This is a genomic window from Chryseobacterium gossypii, from assembly GCF_041361455.1.
Lineage (GTDB): Bacteria > Bacteroidota > Bacteroidia > Flavobacteriales > Weeksellaceae > Chryseobacterium > Chryseobacterium gossypii.
In genome coordinates, this window is sequence record NZ_JBGCUR010000017.1 from 39994 (window position 1) to 58662 (window position 18669).

The 18669-nt window shown below is 38.0% G+C and carries 11 protein-coding genes; 8 read left to right on the forward strand and 3 right to left on the reverse strand.

What is annotated here, in order from left to right:
- Positions 1–38 precede the first annotated feature (38 nt).
- From rfbA to ABMQ40_RS10630, 3 genes are read right to left on the reverse strand one after another with little or no spacing between them, the layout of a single operon-like run.
- Positions 39–902, reverse strand: coding sequence for a glucose-1-phosphate thymidylyltransferase RfbA (rfbA, locus tag ABMQ40_RS10620; RefSeq protein ID WP_370899366.1), 864 nt, complete (start codon positions 900–902; stop codon positions 39–41).
- A 22-nt stretch (positions 903–924) separates the two neighbouring features.
- Positions 925–2004, reverse strand: coding sequence for a dTDP-glucose 4,6-dehydratase (rfbB, locus tag ABMQ40_RS10625; protein WP_370899368.1), 1080 nt, complete (start codon positions 2002–2004; stop codon positions 925–927).
- The gene (locus ABMQ40_RS10630; protein ID WP_370899370.1) at positions 2005–3321 is read right to left on the reverse strand and encodes a UDP-glucose dehydrogenase family protein; all 1317 of its coding nucleotides are present in this window, start codon (positions 3319–3321) and stop codon (positions 2005–2007) included.
- Positions 3322–3536: 215 nt separating this feature from the next.
- Between ABMQ40_RS10630 and rimP the strand changes: the two genes are divergently transcribed.
- From rimP to ABMQ40_RS10670, 8 genes are all read left to right on the forward strand, one after another.
- Complete coding sequence (gene rimP / locus ABMQ40_RS10635; RefSeq protein WP_370899372.1) at positions 3537–4004, forward strand: ribosome assembly cofactor RimP; 468 nt, start codon at positions 3537–3539, stop codon at positions 4002–4004.
- Positions 4005–4019: 15 nt separating this feature from the next.
- Positions 4020–5255: a transcription termination factor NusA gene (gene nusA / locus ABMQ40_RS10640; protein WP_370899374.1), complete on the forward strand. Its 1236-nt coding sequence runs from the start codon at positions 4020–4022 to the stop codon at positions 5253–5255.
- 78 nt (positions 5256–5333) lie between these two features.
- A complete protein-coding gene (gene infB / locus ABMQ40_RS10645; RefSeq protein WP_370899376.1) occupies positions 5334–8225 on the forward strand; it encodes a translation initiation factor IF-2 in 2892 nt (963 codons plus the stop codon).
- Between the two features lie 309 nt (positions 8226–8534).
- The gene (locus ABMQ40_RS10650) at positions 8535–11387 is read left to right on the forward strand and encodes a SusC/RagA family TonB-linked outer membrane protein (protein WP_370899378.1); all 2853 of its coding nucleotides are present in this window, start codon (positions 8535–8537) and stop codon (positions 11385–11387) included.
- A gap of 13 nt (positions 11388–11400) precedes the next feature.
- Positions 11401–13020, forward strand: coding sequence for a RagB/SusD family nutrient uptake outer membrane protein (locus ABMQ40_RS10655; RefSeq protein ID WP_370899380.1), 1620 nt, complete (start codon positions 11401–11403; stop codon positions 13018–13020).
- Between the two features lie 90 nt (positions 13021–13110).
- Positions 13111–15048 carry a putative porin gene (locus tag ABMQ40_RS10660; protein ID WP_370899382.1) on the forward strand — a complete coding sequence of 646 codons (1938 nt, stop codon included), beginning with the start codon at positions 13111–13113 and terminating at the stop codon, positions 15046–15048.
- Positions 15049–15060: 12 nt separating this feature from the next.
- A complete protein-coding gene (bshC, locus tag ABMQ40_RS10665) occupies positions 15061–16647 on the forward strand; it encodes a bacillithiol biosynthesis cysteine-adding enzyme BshC (protein ID WP_370899384.1) in 1587 nt (528 codons plus the stop codon).
- A 39-nt stretch (positions 16648–16686) separates the two neighbouring features.
- Complete coding sequence (locus tag ABMQ40_RS10670) at positions 16687–18606, forward strand: LysM peptidoglycan-binding domain-containing protein (protein WP_370899386.1); 1920 nt, start codon at positions 16687–16689, stop codon at positions 18604–18606.
- The last annotated feature ends 63 nt before the right edge of the window (positions 18607–18669 follow it).

Genomic DNA, 18669 nt, shown 5'->3' on the forward strand with positions numbered 1-18669 from the left:
GAGCCAATAGTTTTAATAATTAATTAAAGCTTGTATTATTATTTGTTCACTAATTGTTTCAAATACTCTCCATATCCGCTTTTCCCGTATTTAGTTGCGGTTTCGAGTAATTTTTCTTCGTCGATGAACTTATTTCTGAAGGCGATCTCTTCTATGCATCCGATTTTAAAACCTTGTCGTTTTTCAATTACTCTTACAAATTCCGAAGCGTCGTTAAGGGAATCGAAGGTTCCCGTATCCAGCCATGCAGTTCCTCTGTCAAGGACGCCTACCTCAAGTTTCCCCTTTTTCAGGTAAACGTTGTTCACATCAGTGATCTCCAGCTCACCTCTTGCAGAGGGCATGATATTTTTGGCGATTTCCACTACTTCGTTATCGTAGAAATACAGTCCGGGTACCGCATAATTTGATTTTGGTTTTGCCGGCTTTTCCTCGATGGAAACAGCTTTGAAATCCTGGTCAAATTCTACAACACCATACCTCTCGGGATCTGAGACATGATAGGCAAAAACTACGCCTCCGTCAGGATTTGTTTTGTCTTTCAATAAGGTGCCCATCTCTGAGCCATAAAAAATATTATCACCTAAAACCAATGCCGCAGGGTCATTGCCGATAAACCGGTCTCCCAGAATAAAAGCCTGGGCTAAACCATCCGGGCTTGGCTGCACTACGTATTCTATATTACAACCGATCTGTGAGCCATTTCCCAGCAGTTTTATAAAGCCTGGCTGATCATGAGGGGTAGTGATAATCAGAATGTCTTTGATTCCTGCCAGTAAAAGGGTAGAAAGAGGGTAATAAATCATGGGTTTGTCATAAACCGGCATCAGCTGCTTACTTACAGCAATTGTCAGTGGATAAAGCCTTGTTCCTGAGCCGCCGGCCAGAATGATACCTTTCATCTATTTGTTTATTTGTGGTTTGTTAATTGTATTGTTTTTCGTAATATTTCTGGTAGTCTCCACTGGTGACATGCTCCAGCCATTCCTTATTCTCAAGATACCAGTCAATTGTTTTTCCCAGTCCTTCCTCAAAAGTGACGGAGGGCTTCCAGCCGAGATCCTTGTTAAGCTTAGTGGCATCGATGGCGTACCGTTTATCATGCCCGGGTCTGTCTTTTACGAAAGTAATCAGCTTTTCAGAATACCCTTCAGGTCTTCCCAGTTTGGCATCCATCTGCCTGATCAGTTCTTTTACCAGATCAATATTCTGCCATTCATTAAAACCTCCGATATTATAAGTTTCTCCTGTTTTTGCTTCCTTAAAGATCTGGTGAATAGCCCTTGCGTGATCAATCACAAATAGCCAGTCTCTTGTATATTTACCATCCCCATAGATTGGTAAAGGTTTTTCATTGATAATGTTTGAGATACAAAGAGGGATAAGCTTTTCCGGAAAATGATTGGGGCCGTAGTTGTTGGAACAATTGGAAACAATAAAAGGCAGCCCATATGTATTCCCGTAAGCTCTCACGAGGTGGTCGGAAGCTGCTTTAGACGCTGAATAAGGGGATTGAGGATCATAAGGCGTGGTTTCCAGAAAAAATCCCGTTTCGCCCAGACTTCCGTATACTTCATCCGTGGACACATGATAGAACAGGTTCTGTCTTTTTCCGTCCGGAAATCTACCGTGGGTGTGATCCGGGTTCAGTGTCCAGAACTCTTTACAAAGATTAAGAAGATTAGCCGTACCGTTCACGTTGGTATTGATAAAGGCCATAGGGTCTGTAATGCTTCTGTCCACATGGCTTTCAGCGGCCAGATGAACAATGGCGTCCGGACGATATTTTTCAAATATATTTCTTAATTCTTCAGGTTTGGTAATATCTGCTTTTTCGAAAACATAATTGGGTTCATTTTCAATATCCTTTAAGTTTTCTAGATTTCCGGCGTAGGTAAGGGCATCAAGGTTAATGATGGTTGTGTCCGGATTGTTTTTTACAAACTCTCTTACAACATGGGATCCTATAAAGCCGGCTCCACCGGTAATAATTATGTTTTTCATCTATTTATTTTGAATGGTTCTTCTTCCGATACTTTTATAATAAAATCCGTTTTTTTCGGGAATTTCCAATGGGAACATGTTTCTTCCGTCAAAGATCACTTTATTGTTCATTTTTTTCGCCATCAGTTCAAAATTCGGGTTTTTAAACTCCGGCCATTCTGTGGCAATAAATAAGGCATCTGCATTTTCTAATGCTTCATACATGCTTTTTGCGTACTTAATCTTATCACTAAGAAGTTTCTGAACATTACTTTCAGCAACGGCGTCATATGCGACAATTGTTGCGCCTTTTTTCAACAACAGATCAATATTGTCCAATGATGAAGCTTCGCGGATATCGTCAGTGTTGGCTTTAAAGGCCAGACCCCACATCGCGATGGTTTTTCCGCTTAAATCTCCCCCGAAATATTTTTCGATTTCAGATACCAGAATAACTTTTTGAGCGGTATTTACATTTTCAGTTGCCTGTAGGATCTGAAAGTTGAAGTCTTCCTGTTTTCCTGATTTTATCAGAGCTTTCACATCTTTTGGGAAACAGCTTCCTCCATATCCGATCCCCGGAAATAAAAATCTGTGTCCGATTCTGTCGTCACTTCCCATTCCTAATCTTACTTTGTCAACATCGGCCCCTACCCTTTCGCAATAGTTGGCGATTTCGTTCATGAACGTGATTTTTACTGCTAGAAAAGAGTTAGCTGCATATTTTGTGAGTTCAGAAGATTTCTCATCCATGAAAATAATGGGAATCCCGGTATTGGTAAATGGCTGATAGATGGTTGCCATAATATTTTTTGCTTTTTCGGAGCTAGCCCCTACCACCACTCTTGAAGGATTCATGGAATCTTCCACGGCAAAGCCTTCTCTGAGAAATTCCGGGTTAGAAACCACATCGAAGGGGATATTTGTTTTTGAGGCGATTACTTCTCTTACCTTATCCGCTGTACCTACCGGAACCGTACTTTTATTTACAATGACTTTATAATCGGTCATGATTTCTCCGATATTCTCGGCTACGTTCAGTACATAGGAAAGATCTGCCGAGCCGTCTTCTCCCGGGGGAGTGGGCAGGGCGAGGTATACCACTTCGCTTTTATCCAGAGCTTCTTTTAAATCGGTAGTGAAAAACAGTCTTTCTGCCTGAATGTTTCTTAGGAACATTTCTTCAAGGTTCGGCTCATAAATGGGAACGATGCCGTTTTTCATACCTTCTACTTTTTTCTCATCAATATCAACACAGTATACTGAATTGCCAAGTTCTGCCAGGGTAGTTCCGGTAACTAATCCTACATAACCCGTTCCTACAATCGTTATATTCAAAATGTTTGTTTTAAAAATTCAATGACAAAAATAATAAAAATACTTTCATACCGCTTTTAAAATTCATATAAACAAAATTTAACTTATTTATCTGATAATAAGATATTTTGCTATTTCAGAAAAAAAATGTATATTTGCAATGGATTTACGGAAAAAAATGGGAAGGCCTTCGGAAGAAAGCCTTTTTTCGTACTGGTAAATCAAGATTAATATTTATGGAGTTTAGAAAAAGAATCGAAGAGTTATTAAATGAATTCCTTGCGACCAGAGAAGATCTGTTTCTTATTGATTTAAAGGTTTCTACAGGGGATAACGTTACAGTGATTTTAGACGGTGATAATGGTGTTTCCCTGCAGGACTGCCTTGATGCAAGCCGGGCAATAGAGTTCAATATGGATCGTGAAGAGCATGATTTCAGCTTACAGGTAATGTCTGCCGGATTGAGTGAGCCTCTATCCATTCCAAGACAATACAGGAAAAATATAGGAAGAGAAATAGAAGTTTTGCTTAACGATTCTTCCAGGATTGAGGGTGAGCTGTCAAAAGTGGATGACGAAAAGATAAGTCTTATTTTACGCTACAGAAAGCCCAAAGAAATTGGAAAGGGCAAAGTGGATGTGGAGGAAGAGAAAGAAATTCCTTACTCTGAGATTAAAAAAGCATTGGTAATAATTAAATTTTAAAAGAAAAAAAGATAAATGGATAATATAGCGTTGATTGAATCCTTTGGTGATTTTAAAGACGAAAAAGGGATCAGCAAGATTGATCTTATGGCAATTATTGAAGACTCACTGAAAACTCTTCTGAGAAAAAGATTTGATTCAGATGATCATTTCGATGTGATTGTAAATCCTGATAAAGGAGATTTTCAGATATTTTTAAATAAAACGATTGTAGAGGATGAAATGTCGGAAGATGATGATCTTGAAATTGAGATCTCTGAAGCAAAAAAAATAGACCCTACATTTGAAGTAGGAGAAGAATATACGATGGAAATTCCTGTTGCCCAGCTGGGAAGAAGAAATATCCTTACTTTGAAACAGATTTTGGCAACCAAACTGCAGGAACATAACAACGCCATGCTGTATGAGCAGTTTAAAGACAGGATCGGGGAAATTGTTGTCGGGGAAATTCACCATATCCGTCACAAGCACGTGATATTGCTGGATGATGAAGGGAATGAGTTTATTTTACCAAAAGAAAACCAGATCCCGTCCGATTTCTTTAAAAAAGGTGAGAATATCAGAGCTATTGTAGAGACCGTAGACTTTAAAGGTTCTAAGCCTCAAATTATTATTTCCAGAACTGCACCTAAATTCCTTGAGAAATTATTAGAGCTGGAAATTCCTGAAATTCAGGATGGAACTATCATTCTTAAAAAAGTGGTAAGAATTCCCGGAGAAAAGGCAAAAATTGCAGTGGATGCTTACGATGACAGAATTGATCCGGTAGGAGCATGTGTGGGGGTGAAAGGTTCAAGAATTCACGGAGTCGTAAGAGAGTTGAGAAATGAGAACATCGATGTGATTCAGTGGTCTAAAAACCCTGAGATTCTGGTGAAGAGAGCTTTAGGAAATGTTACTATCAACAAAATTGATATCAATGAGGAAGAAAACTATGCGTTGGTGTATACCCCTGTTGAAGAAATTTCCAAGGTGATCGGAAAACAAGGCCAGAATATAAGACTTGCTTCTTGGTTGACAGGTTATGAAATTGATGTACACAGAGAGTCCAGCGAAGATGATGACGTCGAATTGAAAGAATTTAACGATGACATTGAAGAATGGATTTTGGATGAATTTAAGAAGGTAGGTCTTACTACTGCGAAATCGGTGTTAGATAAAGATACTGAGAGCCTCCTGAATATGGTTGATCTTGAAGAAGAAACTATTGAAGAAGTGAAGCGTATTCTGAGAGAAGAATTTGAAGATTAAGATTTTTTAAATAAATTTTAATAAACAGTAAAAAAGAATACTTTAATTTTAAGAATTAAAAAATAGTAAAAATAATAGATGCCAAAAATTAGATTAAATAAAGCGGTTAAGGAATTCAACATTTCGATGTCCAGGTTAGTAGAATTTTTACAATCCAAGGGCTTTGAGGTTGAAAGTAATCCTAACGCTCAATTAGAAGAAGCGGCATATTCTGCATTGGAGGCTGAGTTTGCCAAGGATGGCGAACAGCGCAAAGCTTCCCATGAGGTGGTGATCACTAAAGTTCCGGAAGAAAAGCTGGAAATTGAAGAAAAGAAAACCCCTGAAGTAATAAGAGCTAAAGCTAATATAAAGCCAGAAACTAAGATTTTAGGTAAAATAAACCTTGAACCTAAGAAAGCGGAAGAAGAAACATCTTCCGTACCCGATCCTGTAGCCGAAGAGAAAAAAGAAACTGAGCCTGCTTCAGAAGCTAAGGCAAATGCTGAAAAACAGGAATTTAAAGTTCTGGATAAAATAGACTTGTCTCAAATAGAATCTAGAAACAGACCCATAAAAAAAGAAAAACCAAAAGCAGCAGAGGAGAAAGCTGAGGAAAAACCGGCAGAACCTGTAAAGGATACTCCGAAGCCTGTTTCAGAGGTTGTTTCAAAACCTGCTGAAGTTAAAGCTGAGCCTCAGAAGACAGAAGAAGAGACTCAGGAACCTCAAAAAATTGAAACGGTTTACCAGAAACTTGATGGTCCTAAGATTGTAGGAGAGAAAATTGATTTGAGCCAGTTTGCGGATAAATCAAAAAATTCCGGGGCTAAAAAGAAAAGAAAAAGAATTGAAAAACCTGGAACTAATCAGCAGAATACCGGGAATAATCAACAACCTGGAAACAATACCCAACAGGGAGGAGGAAACAGACCTCATGGCGGAAACCAGGGGAATCGTCCTCAAGGCCAGGGGAATCGCCCGAATCAGGGTGGTCAGGGAAACCGTAATCAAGGTGGCCAGGGAGGCGGATTCAAGAAAGGTCAGAACAACAGACCGGGACAAAGAGTTATGCCTGTTGAGCTAACAGATGAGCAAGTTAAAAATCAAATTAAGGAAACCCTTGAAAAGCTTACCAATAAAGGAGGCAAATCTAAGTCAGCAAAACACAGAAAAGATAAAAGAACGTTCAGAAGAGAACAGGATGAGCGCCAGCAGGAGCTTGAAGCTCAGGACAGAACTCTGAAAGTTACGGAATTTATTACAGTAGGTGAACTGGCGAGTCTGATGAACGTTTCTCCAACAGAAGTGATCTCTGCATGCTTCTCCTTAGGCGTAATGGTTACAATGAACCAAAGATTGGAAGCTGACACCCTGCTGTTGGTAGCTGACGAGTTTGGTTATAAAATTGAGTTCTCTGATGCTGATCTTGAAGAATCAGATGCAGAAGATGAAATTGACAGTGAAGAAGACCTTGTACCGAGAGCTCCGATTGTAACGGTGATGGGACACGTAGACCATGGTAAGACCTCATTGCTTGACTATATCAGAAAAACCAACGTGATTGCAGGAGAGTCAGGAGGTATTACCCAGCATATAGGTGCCTACAACGTGAAATTGGAGAATGGACAGAGAATTACATTCCTGGATACACCGGGTCACGAGGCATTTACAGCGATGAGAGCGAGAGGTGCCCAGATCACGGATATCGCAATTATTGTAATAGCAGCTGATGATGATGTAATGCCGCAGACCAAAGAAGCTATTTCCCATGCACAAGCTGCCGGTGTACCTATGATTATAGCGATCAATAAGGTAGACAAACCGAATGCTAATCCGGATAATATCCGTCAACAGCTTTCCGGAATGAATATCCTGGTTGAAGAATGGGGAGGAAATGTTCAGTCGCAGGAGATCTCTGCTAAATTCGGGAATAACGTTGATCTTTTATTGGAAAAAGTATTGCTTCAGGCAGAGCTATTGGAGCTGAAAGCTAATCCTAACAGAAATGCACAGGGAGTAGTGATTGAAGCATCATTAGATAAAGGCAGAGGCTATGTTTCTACATTATTGGTACAAACAGGAACCCTGAGAGTTGGAGATTATGTGCTGGCAGGTAAGAACCATGGTAAGGTAAAGGCTATGCTTGATGAAAGAGGGCGTAACCTTAAAGAAGCTGGACCTTCGATCCCTGTTACTATTCTTGGATTGGACGGAGCTCCAACAGCCGGAGATAAGTTCAAGGTTTATGAAGATGAGAGCGAAGCCAAATCTATTGCCAACAAGAGAGAGCAGCTTCAGAGAGAACTCTCTATCAGAACGAAAAAACATACAACACTTGAAGAGCTTGGTAGAAGAATCGCTTTAGGTGATTTCAAAGAACTTAACATTATATTGAAAGGTGACGTTGATGGTTCTGTTGAAGCGCTGTCAGACCAGTTGCAAAGACTATCTACTGAGGAAATCAATGTGAATATTCTTCATAAGGGAGTAGGGCAGATCACAGAATCTGATGTTAACCTTGCCACAGCCTCTGATGCCATAATCATCGGCTTCAATGTAAGGGCAGGTGCAAATGCCAAGGATCTGGCAGAAAGAGAAGAGATAGAGATCAGGACTTATTCTGTGATTTATGCTGCAATTGAAGAAGTTAAAGAAGCAATGGAAGGAATGCTTTCTCCTGAAATTAAAGAGCAGGTTATTGGTAATGTTGAGATCAGGGAAATATTCAAGATTTCTAAGGTCGGAACTATTGCCGGATGTATGGTTCTTTCAGGAAAAGTTACCCGAAATTCAAAGGTGAGGGTATTGCGAGATGGAATTGTTAAATTTGATGGTGAATTGGAGAGTTTGAAGCGCTTCAAAGATGATGTTAAGGAAGTAACCAAAGGGTATGAATGTGGCTTGAATTTAAAAGGCTACAATGATATTGAAGTAGGTGATATTCTGGAGGTTTATGAAGAGGTAGCCGTGAAGAAAAAATTGAAATAACTCCACTTTTTTGTTAATAAAAAATCCACTTTAACTAAAGTGGATTTTTTTATTTATTGACAGCGTTGTAATTTATAATAATTCTAAATAATAATTTCTAATTTAATAATAATGTGTTAATATTTTTCTTAAATGATAAAATTTTACATTTTCTAAAATAATACCCATCTATTATTATCAAGTTTTATATATTTTAAGTAAAAAATAAATCATAATTCCGTGAATTATAGTAAAATATACACTTAAAAACTTGCAAGTGTTAATATTTATTAACATATTTGCCCATTAAATATATTAAAATTTGTTAATATGAATGTTAAATTACGTGTATTGACAGCTGGAGTACTGTTTTTTACAGGCCAGGCTGTGCTAGCTCAAAAAAAACCGGCTGACACTACAAAGGAAGCTAATATTGAAGAGGTTGTTGTTTTAGGGTATAGCAAAAAGAGTACAAAAGCAAAATCTACTGCAGCATCAGTTACTGTAGATTCAAAGGCTCTTGAAAATCGTCCGAATGTTTCTTTTATTAATTCACTTCAGGGAAATGCGCCAGGGATAAGCATTAACTCTACTTCGGGCTCTCCTGGTTCTGGTAAAATTGATGTTATGGTTCGTGGTCTCTCCTCGATCAATGCATCTACAGATCCACTTTATGTAATTGATGGGTTAATTACTTCTGCAACTCAGTTTAGAAACTTAAACACTGAAGATATTGAAAGCATCAGTATCCTGAAAGATGCGCAGGCTACCTCTATCTATGGTAACAGAGGTGCTAACGGGGTTGTTGTTATCAATACAAAAAATGCAAGATATAATAGCGGCCTACGAGTAACGTATGATGTACTGACTTCTTTTTCTGTATTGCCTAAAACAAAATATAACATGTTAGGGGCTAAAGAATTATTGAACTTAGAAAATCAGTACGGCGTTGGTCAGGGAGGGCAGATGACTCCGGAAGAAATCGCTGCTTGGAATGTAGATACTGATTGGAACAAGCAATTTTTCCAGACATCTATGTTACAACAGCATACTTTAGGTATCACTTCAGGAGGTAAAAATATTAATAATTATACCTCTTTAGGATATTTAAATACGGATGGTACTTTTAGGTCTACTGATTTCCAGAGATTTACTTTGAGAAATAACTTGAATGGTAAATCTGATAACGGAAGATTGACTTTCAGTATGCAAACAGCAGTTGGATATTCTAAGCGTCACCAGTTAGACCAGGAAACAAATGCTGGTATTGATAACAATATTGTACAAAACCCTCTTTTCGGTTCTTTATTAACACCTTCATACCTGGAACCATATCCATTCATAAACGGACAGGATATGTTCAATCAGATTGGTGGAGCCGGAACAAATTATCCAGGATGGATTCTTTCCGATATTATCAGAGGAGGTATTGTAAACTTATATACTGAAACATCAGTCCTTGCCAATGCTAACGTAAACTATAAAATTACAGATTGGTTATCAGTAGGAAACAGGTCAGGTATTGACTACAAAGAGACTGACCGTACTTTTGCCCGTGATCCGAGAGGTTATCTTTCTATCGCTGCAAAACCTTCAGGAGCTCAGTTTGGAGGGCTTGAGTCTATCTCAAATACCAAAGATTTAACATTTAACTCTGTTACTAATATTACTTTTGATAAGAAATTTGGTGATCACTCAGTTACCGTTGCTGGATATTTAGACTATGTAAAAGCACATTACCTAGCTTCTGCACGTCAGCAAAATGGTTTAGATCCATTTAACTGGGCGTTTGGTGCCGGAACAGGTTATATTCCTTTTAATCCTGCTACTCCTTCACTTTATCTTCCTAGCGTTTCTGCTGCTAAATATAATGCAGGAACATTGGCAGTTATAGGTACTTTAGAATATGACTATGCTGGCAAGTACGGTGTAAGTGCTACAGTAAGACGGGATGGATCTTATAGATTCCCTAAAGAAAACAGATGGGAGACATTCTGGTCTGTAGGTGGTCGTTGGAACATTGATAAAGAAGACTTCCTTGCCGGATCTAACGTTGTAAAAATGTTGAAGTTAAGAGGTTCTTATGGTACTACCGGTAACCAGAACTTAATTCAACCTGCAAACAATGGTAACCCGCTATTTGCTGGAACAAATATTTATGACGACTTAATCGGAAGTGGTACCGGATATATGAATACCGTAGGTTATGCTACAATAATAGGTAACCCTAATGTAAAATGGGAAAAAGTATCACAAGCTAATATCGGGGTTGATTTCGGATTATTCAATAACTTTGTAGAAGGTACTTTCGATATTTATAAAAAGAAAACCGAAAGACTATTCAACTCAATTACACTATCTGCAGCTACCGGTCAATACTCTATTAACGGGAACAATGGAGAACTTGAAAATAAAGGTATTGAAGGATCATTACGTTTCAATATCCTGAAGAACCAAGATTATAACCTATCCATTTTTGCTAATGGTGCTTATAATAAAAATGAGATCCTTGAGTTTGAAGGAGCTGACCTTTCTGGAGATAATATCAATGCTGCCGGAGGACCAATCGGTCAATGGAATTTATACCATTATGTAGGAGTAAACCCGGAAACAGGAGAACAACAGTTCCTGGATGCTAATGGTAATATTACCGAAGCTCCAACCGCTAACGATAAGGTGTTAACAGGAAAATCATACATTCCTAAGTTTACAGGAGGTTTCGGTTTAAATGCTGATTACAAAGGATGGTTTGCTGATGTACTATTCAGCTATCAGTCTGGAGGATGGATGTATGATAATGTTTATTCCTGGTTAATGGATCCAAGTTCATTAGGTGCAGGATTTAACTTCTCAGGAGACATCTTGAATTCCTGGACTCCGGAGAATCCAAATACAAACGTTCCGGCAATTACGGCCAATAATATTGGATTGGAAGGGTCATCTGACAGATACCTGTTTAAGACAGACTTTATCCGTTTGAAAAATGTGACTTTTGGTTACAACTTCAGAAAAGATATGCTAAGAGGTCTTCCAATCAGTTCAATCAAAGTTTTCGTACAAGCAGAAAACCTGGTAACTTGGACAAAATGGAAAGGATATGATCCAGAACCATTATTTGCATATTCATTGGGCGTATATCCAAACCCTAAAGTTGTTTCTGTTGGATTTAATGTACAATTTTAATAATAGTTGAATAATGAAAAAAATAATTTTAAATATATCTTTAGTAGGATCTGTATTGCTTTCTCTAGGAGCTTTACAGAGTTGCAACGATGCGCTTGAAACGAACCCACAGCCAGGGATGATTCAGGATGACGGGACACCTTTTGAAAATACAGATGCATTATATGGTTATCTGATGGGGAGTGTATATGGTACATTGGAACCATCAACAGCAATGTATCTTTCGGCTGTTATTTCTGATGAAGTAAAGCCTGGATCAGGTAGTGGTGGGCAGGAATTTAGTTTACACCGTTTCTTCCTGAATTCACAGGATGCTCAGGCAACTGCAATTTGGCAGAATAACTATGCAGTTATTAACCACGTAAACCGTTTGGTAAGAGGTGCTGAAGCAATAACGCCGGTGAGTACAGCTGATGGGGCAAGATTAAACAATATTGTTGCTCAGGCAAGAGCATTGAGAGCTTATGCCTATCTTCAGCTGGAATCTTTGTATTCCGAAAATATGGCTGATCCTAATGCTTTAGGTGTTATTTTACTTAAAGATGTTCCGGATCTAAATGCTAAACTTCCAAGAGTTAAAAATTCTGAAATATATAGCTTTATTGAAGAAGATTTAACTTATGCAAAGAGTGTTTTAACATCTGAAAGTACTAACCAATATTTTGTAGGAAAGAGCGCTGTAAATGCTATAGCAGCTAGATATTTCTTATATAAAGGTGATTATGCTCAAGCAAAAGCTAATGCTCAAGCGGTAATTAATGCGGCTGCAGGTAATTTCCCGTTAACACCAGCTACTCCATATACAGTAAATGATGCTAATGGAAATCCTCTACCTGTTGATGGGACAGCTTGGAGAAATCAATTCTATGCTGTAGGCGCATCTTTCAATCCTTATCGTAGCATGTGGGTAGATGCAAGCAGAGGAGAGTCTATTTTTTCATTAGGCCGAATTGCTGCTGCCGGTAATGGTGCTGCTGTGGGATCTTACTGGAATACTAACAACTCCAGTATTTCAGGATCACCAATGTGGTTTTGGGGACGTAACCTTTACAATTTATTGCTAGCAGGATATAACAATGGCACAGGAGGAGATATCAGATATTTAACTTATAGAGATCCTTCTTCTATTCCAAATGCAAACTATGCGGCTTTATATCCAAATAATTTAGCACAAACAAGAACATCAGACCGTCTTGTTGTAGATAAATACCCAGGTAAACAAGGTAGCAACACAAGAAATGACCTTAAGTTACTAAGACTTTCGGAAATGTATTTTATTCTTGCTGAATGTGCGATCAATGACAATCAACTTTCTACTGCCGCAGGCTACATCAAAAATGTAAGAGATGCTAGAAATTATTTAGGCCCAACCACTTTGCCAACATATGCAAATCAGCAGGCTGCTTGGGCTGATGTTCTAAAAGAAAGACGTATTGAACTAGCTCTTGAAGGACATCGTTATATTGATCTTAAGCGTCTTGCTACAAAAGCAGGTGTTACTATGGATAGAAATAATACAGATGATATTGTATTAACATCTAACTTGGATAACGGTGATTACAGATATACACTACCAATTCCATTATCTGAAATTTCTGCTAATCCAAATATTCAGCAAAACACAGGTTACTAGTAAATCTAATTGCTTTAAATATAAACCCTGCCTTCAAGCAGGGTTTTTTATTTCCTTTTATTTCTTATTTTTGCTTTACAAAATTTAAGAATGAAATACATATTTCTTATAATATTCTTCCTCGGGATTGTTACTAAAGGCCAGGTAGTTAACAAAACAGACTCTAATAAACTGGAGACAAAACAAGAAGATACTTTAGTGATTGATTCCGGAACAAAAGATTCACTGAAAATATTTAAGCCTACCATCAATGATTATCAGTATCAAACACAGTTTTCTGAAAAAAAGATATTTGATACGGTAATGACCTTTGATAAAACCTATGCCTTTTCTCAGTATAATAACAGGGATAATTTCGGGAGGATACAATTTGCCAATATAGGATCGGGATTTAATCCGTTATCTTTTGAAGTAAATCCGGAGCAGGATCTGTCATTGCTGCCAACCAATAAATCATACGGTATTTTAGGAATCAATGATATTCATTATTATGATGTAAAGACACCTACGGCTACTTTTATTTATCATAACGCCATGAGAAACGGGGCTTCTTTAAGATCCACCTATACCCAAAATATTGGTAAAAGATTCAACTTTGCGTTGGAATATATGGGGCTACGCTCTCAGGGACTTTATAGAAACTCTCTGGCTTCTAATAATAACACCTTGTTTTCCGGACATTACATTTCCAAAAGCGGGAACTATGAATTATTTGCACATTATTTACATCAGAATGTAAACAATCAGGAGAATGGAGGAATCCTGGATGATGATCTTTTTCAAAGTGGTGACAGTAATTCCAGAAACAGACAAAATCTTCAGGTAAATCTGGCTTCTACAAGTTCACAGTTCTCCTACAGAAGATATTATCTGAGCCATCAGTTCACTCCGTTTAATTCCGGAAAATTTCCTTTCAGAATAAGACATGCTATTTTTCATCAGGGAAATAAATATTTCTACCACCAGAATGCCTTAGAGCCTTATTGGTACAATACACCGGCTGAAATAGTTCCCGATTTCCCGTTTTCAACAAAAAAATATTCAAATAATCTTAGTAATACCCTGAGTCTCGTTTTTGATAATGAAAAGTTTAAGCTGGATGCCGGAATCCGTTATCAGATACTTAAATTCGGGATGACAGAAATTACCCTGCCTAGCCTGAATATTCCCGGTGAAATTAAAGAAAACAGATTAGGAGCTGTTGGGAACCTCCAGATAAAGCTTTGGGATAAGGTTCAGCTGAACTCATTTCTCGAAGTTTCAAATGGCAGCGAGTTTGGAAGCTATTTAAAGACAACAAACCATTTGAAATTTGAGCCCATCAAAGATTATTTTGTAGACGCCAGGATAAATTTCCAAAGTATTTATCCTACATTTAACTATCTGCTGAATACTTCTGTTTATAATAATTTCAACTATTATCTTCAGGATGCCAAAAATCAGTCTGTTACTGAAATCGGAGGAAGTATAAATCTAAAATGGTTTAAAACAGAACTTTTTGCCAATTATTTCAGAATAGATAATTATACTTATTTTGACCAATTGGCGAAGCCCCGACAGAGTGAAAGCTCATTAAATATTTCTCAGATAGGAGGGGATGCCACATTCAATTATGGGAATTTTCATCTGAATACCAGATTACAGTTCCAAAATGCCCTGACCAATAAAGATCTTCTTCCAATGCCAGGCTTTATCGGGCGGGCGAACTTATTCTACCAGGCGAAAGCGTTCAAAAAGGCAGCTGAAATCCAGGCAGGAATAAAAGTATATTACTTCTCTAAATTTGCGTCAAGAGATTACTTCCCCATACTTAATGAATATATTTTGCCTGGCTCCAATTCATTTTCGATCGGAGGGCAGCCTATTGCCGATGTTTACTTTAATATGAAAGTAAAAAAAATGTTCTTCTTTATCGAAGGACAGCAGATAGGAACACTTATTTCAAATAATAAAGCTTATGCATTTCCACATTATCCGGTATATGATTTCAGGTTAAATATCGGAATTGTGTGGTATTTGTTCAACTAAAATTTAACAGGGTTGAAAACAATTAATAAAATATCATTCAACGATATAGAAAGTATACCCCAATTGGTAAAGGATTTTCTGAATCATAAAATTGAGGGGTTTGAAGAAAGCACCTTTTCTTTCGATAATTTTAAAAAACAGATCCATGCGAAAAAGGAAGCCTTTACTCTTGAGCAAAGGACAATACTGACTGATGTTTTGCAAGAACAGCTTTCAGATATCAGCCTTTCTTCAAAGCAAAAACAAAATATGGATCTTTTAAAGCTTCCGTCTACATTTACCATTACCACCGGTCATCAGCTGAATTTATTTTCAGGGCCTGTTTTTTTTGTATATAAAATTTTACAGACTATAAAGACATGTATATACCTGAAGGAGAAATTCCCTGATTTTAATTTTGTCCCGGTATACTGGATGGCCTCTGAAGATCATGATTTTGCTGAGATCAATCATTTTAAAACGGAAAATAATTATTATGAAATCAGTGGAAAACCGGGTGGGGCGGTAGGCAGGATTAAGATCAGTGATACTTTTTTTATCTCTGAATTTGAAAAAGAGTTTAAGGATTCAATATTCGGGACAGAGCTGATCTTAATGCTGAAGGAAGCCTATAAGAATGGATATACTCTTACACAGGCGATTAAAATATTAGTGAACAGGCTTTTCTCGGACCTGGGATTGTTAATTCTGGACGGCGATTCAAAAGAACTTAAAAAACAGGTCAGAGATATTTTCCGGGATGAGCTTCTGAATTTCGGCCTGCAGAAAATATCGGAAGAAAAAATAAACTCCCTCACTGAGAAATATGGGAAGGTTCAGGTAAACCCTCGCGAGATCAACCTGTTTTACCTTTCGGAGACAAGAGACAGAATAGAGTTTGACGGAAAAGCGTACGTCATTATTGATAAAGATATCCGGTTCACAAAAGAAGAAATATTGGCTGAACTGGAAAGCTATCCGGAAAGATTCAGCCCGAATGCTCTCATGAGACCGGTTTTTCAGGAAAAGGTACTGCCAAACCTTGCCTATATCGGTGGAAATGCGGAGATTATGTATTGGCTGGAACTAAAAGACTATTTTTCTAAAATTGATATTCCTTTTCCGATTCTGATCCCAAGAAATTCCATGCTTTTTCTGAAAGAAAAAACGTTAGGCAAGATGGAGAAACTGGGATTAAAGGTAGAAGATTTTTTCCATAATTTTGCGGTCATTACCAATCATAAGATCCTTAAGGATAATCCTGTCCTGAAAGTATTGGAGGAAAAAGAAAGCCTGTTGGTTAACAACTTTTCAGAACTGAAATCTATCGCTGAAACTACAGAAAGGTCTTTTGGTAACCTGGTAAAGGCTGAAGAGGTAAGGCAGCTGAAGTCATTCAGAAAAATGAAAAAGCGGCTGCTGCGCGCAGAAAAAATAAAACAAAGTGAATTGCTGGAAAGACTTGAGAATTTGTTCTTAGATGTACACCCTTCTAAAACGTGGCAGGAAAGAGTTTATAACTTTAGCGTATTCTTTGCAGATTATGGATACTCATGGCTTGAAAATTGTTTGGAAGAAATGGTGGTTCAAGAATCGAAATTAATAATTGTTGCCATTTAATTTTAAAGGAGTATTTTTGTAGAATTATAATTATCAACTATGATAAAGAGGTTTTTTATTCTATCCAGTTTATGTATGGTTTTGGGTGTATCTGCTCAGAAATCGCATACCGTTGTAAAAGGGGATACCCCTTACAATATTGCTAAAAGATACGGCATTACTGTAGATGAATTGCTGAAACTAAACCCAAAGTTTAAAGACGGTAAACTGGCTATTGGAGATGTTCTGACTGTAAAATCAGACAAAACTCCGGCTTCCAAAGCTACCGTTAACGGGAAAGCAAAACCTGGTTCTGCACAGCTGGGTAAAATTGTATTGCAGCCCAAACAAACCATTTATGGTATTACCAGGCAATACCGTATTTCTGAAACTGATCTCAGAAAACTAAATCCGGATCTGGACTCTCATATGAAAATCGGGGATGAAATTACATTACCCCTTGAAAGCATAAAAAAATATGGTGGCGACCAGCAACAGGCAGCGTCCATTACAAGGCCTGCTGAAACAACAGTTGAGCCTGCGGCAACATTGGCTGAAGGCGAGTACATCATTCAGGCAAAAGACAATTATTACAGAATTTCAAAGCAGTTTGGGATTACACAGCAGGAGCTTTTTGCCCTGAATCCGGGATTGGAAGAAAGAGGCTTAAAGCCGGGTGAAAAAATTAAAGTAAAATCTGATACCCTGGCTTCTGAAGAGACGTCCGGTAGTAAGATTAAAATGGATCAGGATAATACCAGATCTGTTTCCCATACCCCATCCGGAAACGTTTCTTCTGCCGATGATTACGTTACTTATACGGTTCAGCAGGGAGATACTGTATTCTCCATCATTAATAAATTTGGAGTCACTATTGATGAGTTGATCGCTTTAAACCCTGAACTGTCCAACGGATTAAAAGCGGGAATGGTTTTAAAAATCAAAAAACTTGATCCTGCCTATGTCAAGAAAAGCGGTGATGCGCTAAGTGTAGTACTGATGCTTCCTTTTGGGTATAGTACTAATGAAACCCAGTACAGAAATATGGCTATGGATTTCCTGACGGGTGCCAAATTAGCTATTGAAAGGAACGCCAGGAATGGTCAGAAGCTGGATGTTAAGATAGTAGATTCAGGAAATGAGGCATCATTCAAAAACTCCCTGACACAGATTAACCCTGATAATACAGACCTGATCATCGGGCCATTCTTTAAATCTAATGTTTTAGATGTTCTGGATTTTACCAAAAGCCAGAAGATACCGATAGTGGCACCATTTGCCAACTCTCCGGAACTATACAACTACAGCAACCTGATCATTATTGAAACCAGTGATCAAACCTATGCTGATAAGATTGTAGATGAGGTAAAAGCAGTTTATTCAGACCAGAAGATCTATATAGTAGCAGATCCTAAAAAAGAAAACGCCAATTATATTAAAGCAGGTTTGGAAAAAGCCGTGAAAAACCCGAATGTGATCATTGTAAACTCACCGGCTGATATCCAGCTTGATCAGAATATGATGACAGGGCAGTCTGCACCGGTGATTGCTATTCTGGCCAGTGATAACGACACTACGGGCGAGGCCTTTTCAAACAGGATCATAGCACTGTCCAAAGAAGTCCAGGGTTTAAAAGCCTTCAGTATGTATTATGTTCCTAGTTTTGAGAAAAAGGTAGATGACCTGAGCCAGGCCAACCTGGTATATGTGATGGACAGGAAAATTAATACGGACGGAAGCTTTGAAAAGGAAATTCTTGCAGCCTATAAAGGTAAATATTGCAAAACACCGCCTAAATATGCCATCATAGGATTTGATGTAGTAAATGACATGCTCACCAGAGAAAATAAAAGAGGAGAAATCTTTAAACAAATGAATAAAGTTCAGACCCAGCTTGCCACCAAATTTGAGTTTGTAAAATCCAAAGCGAACGGAGCTTACGTGAATACCGGCTACCGTGTTATCAGGCTGGTTCCTTAAAATGGGGAATGATACTTTTTAAGAATATTCTTAACATTATTTATATTTGCATAATATTTAAAT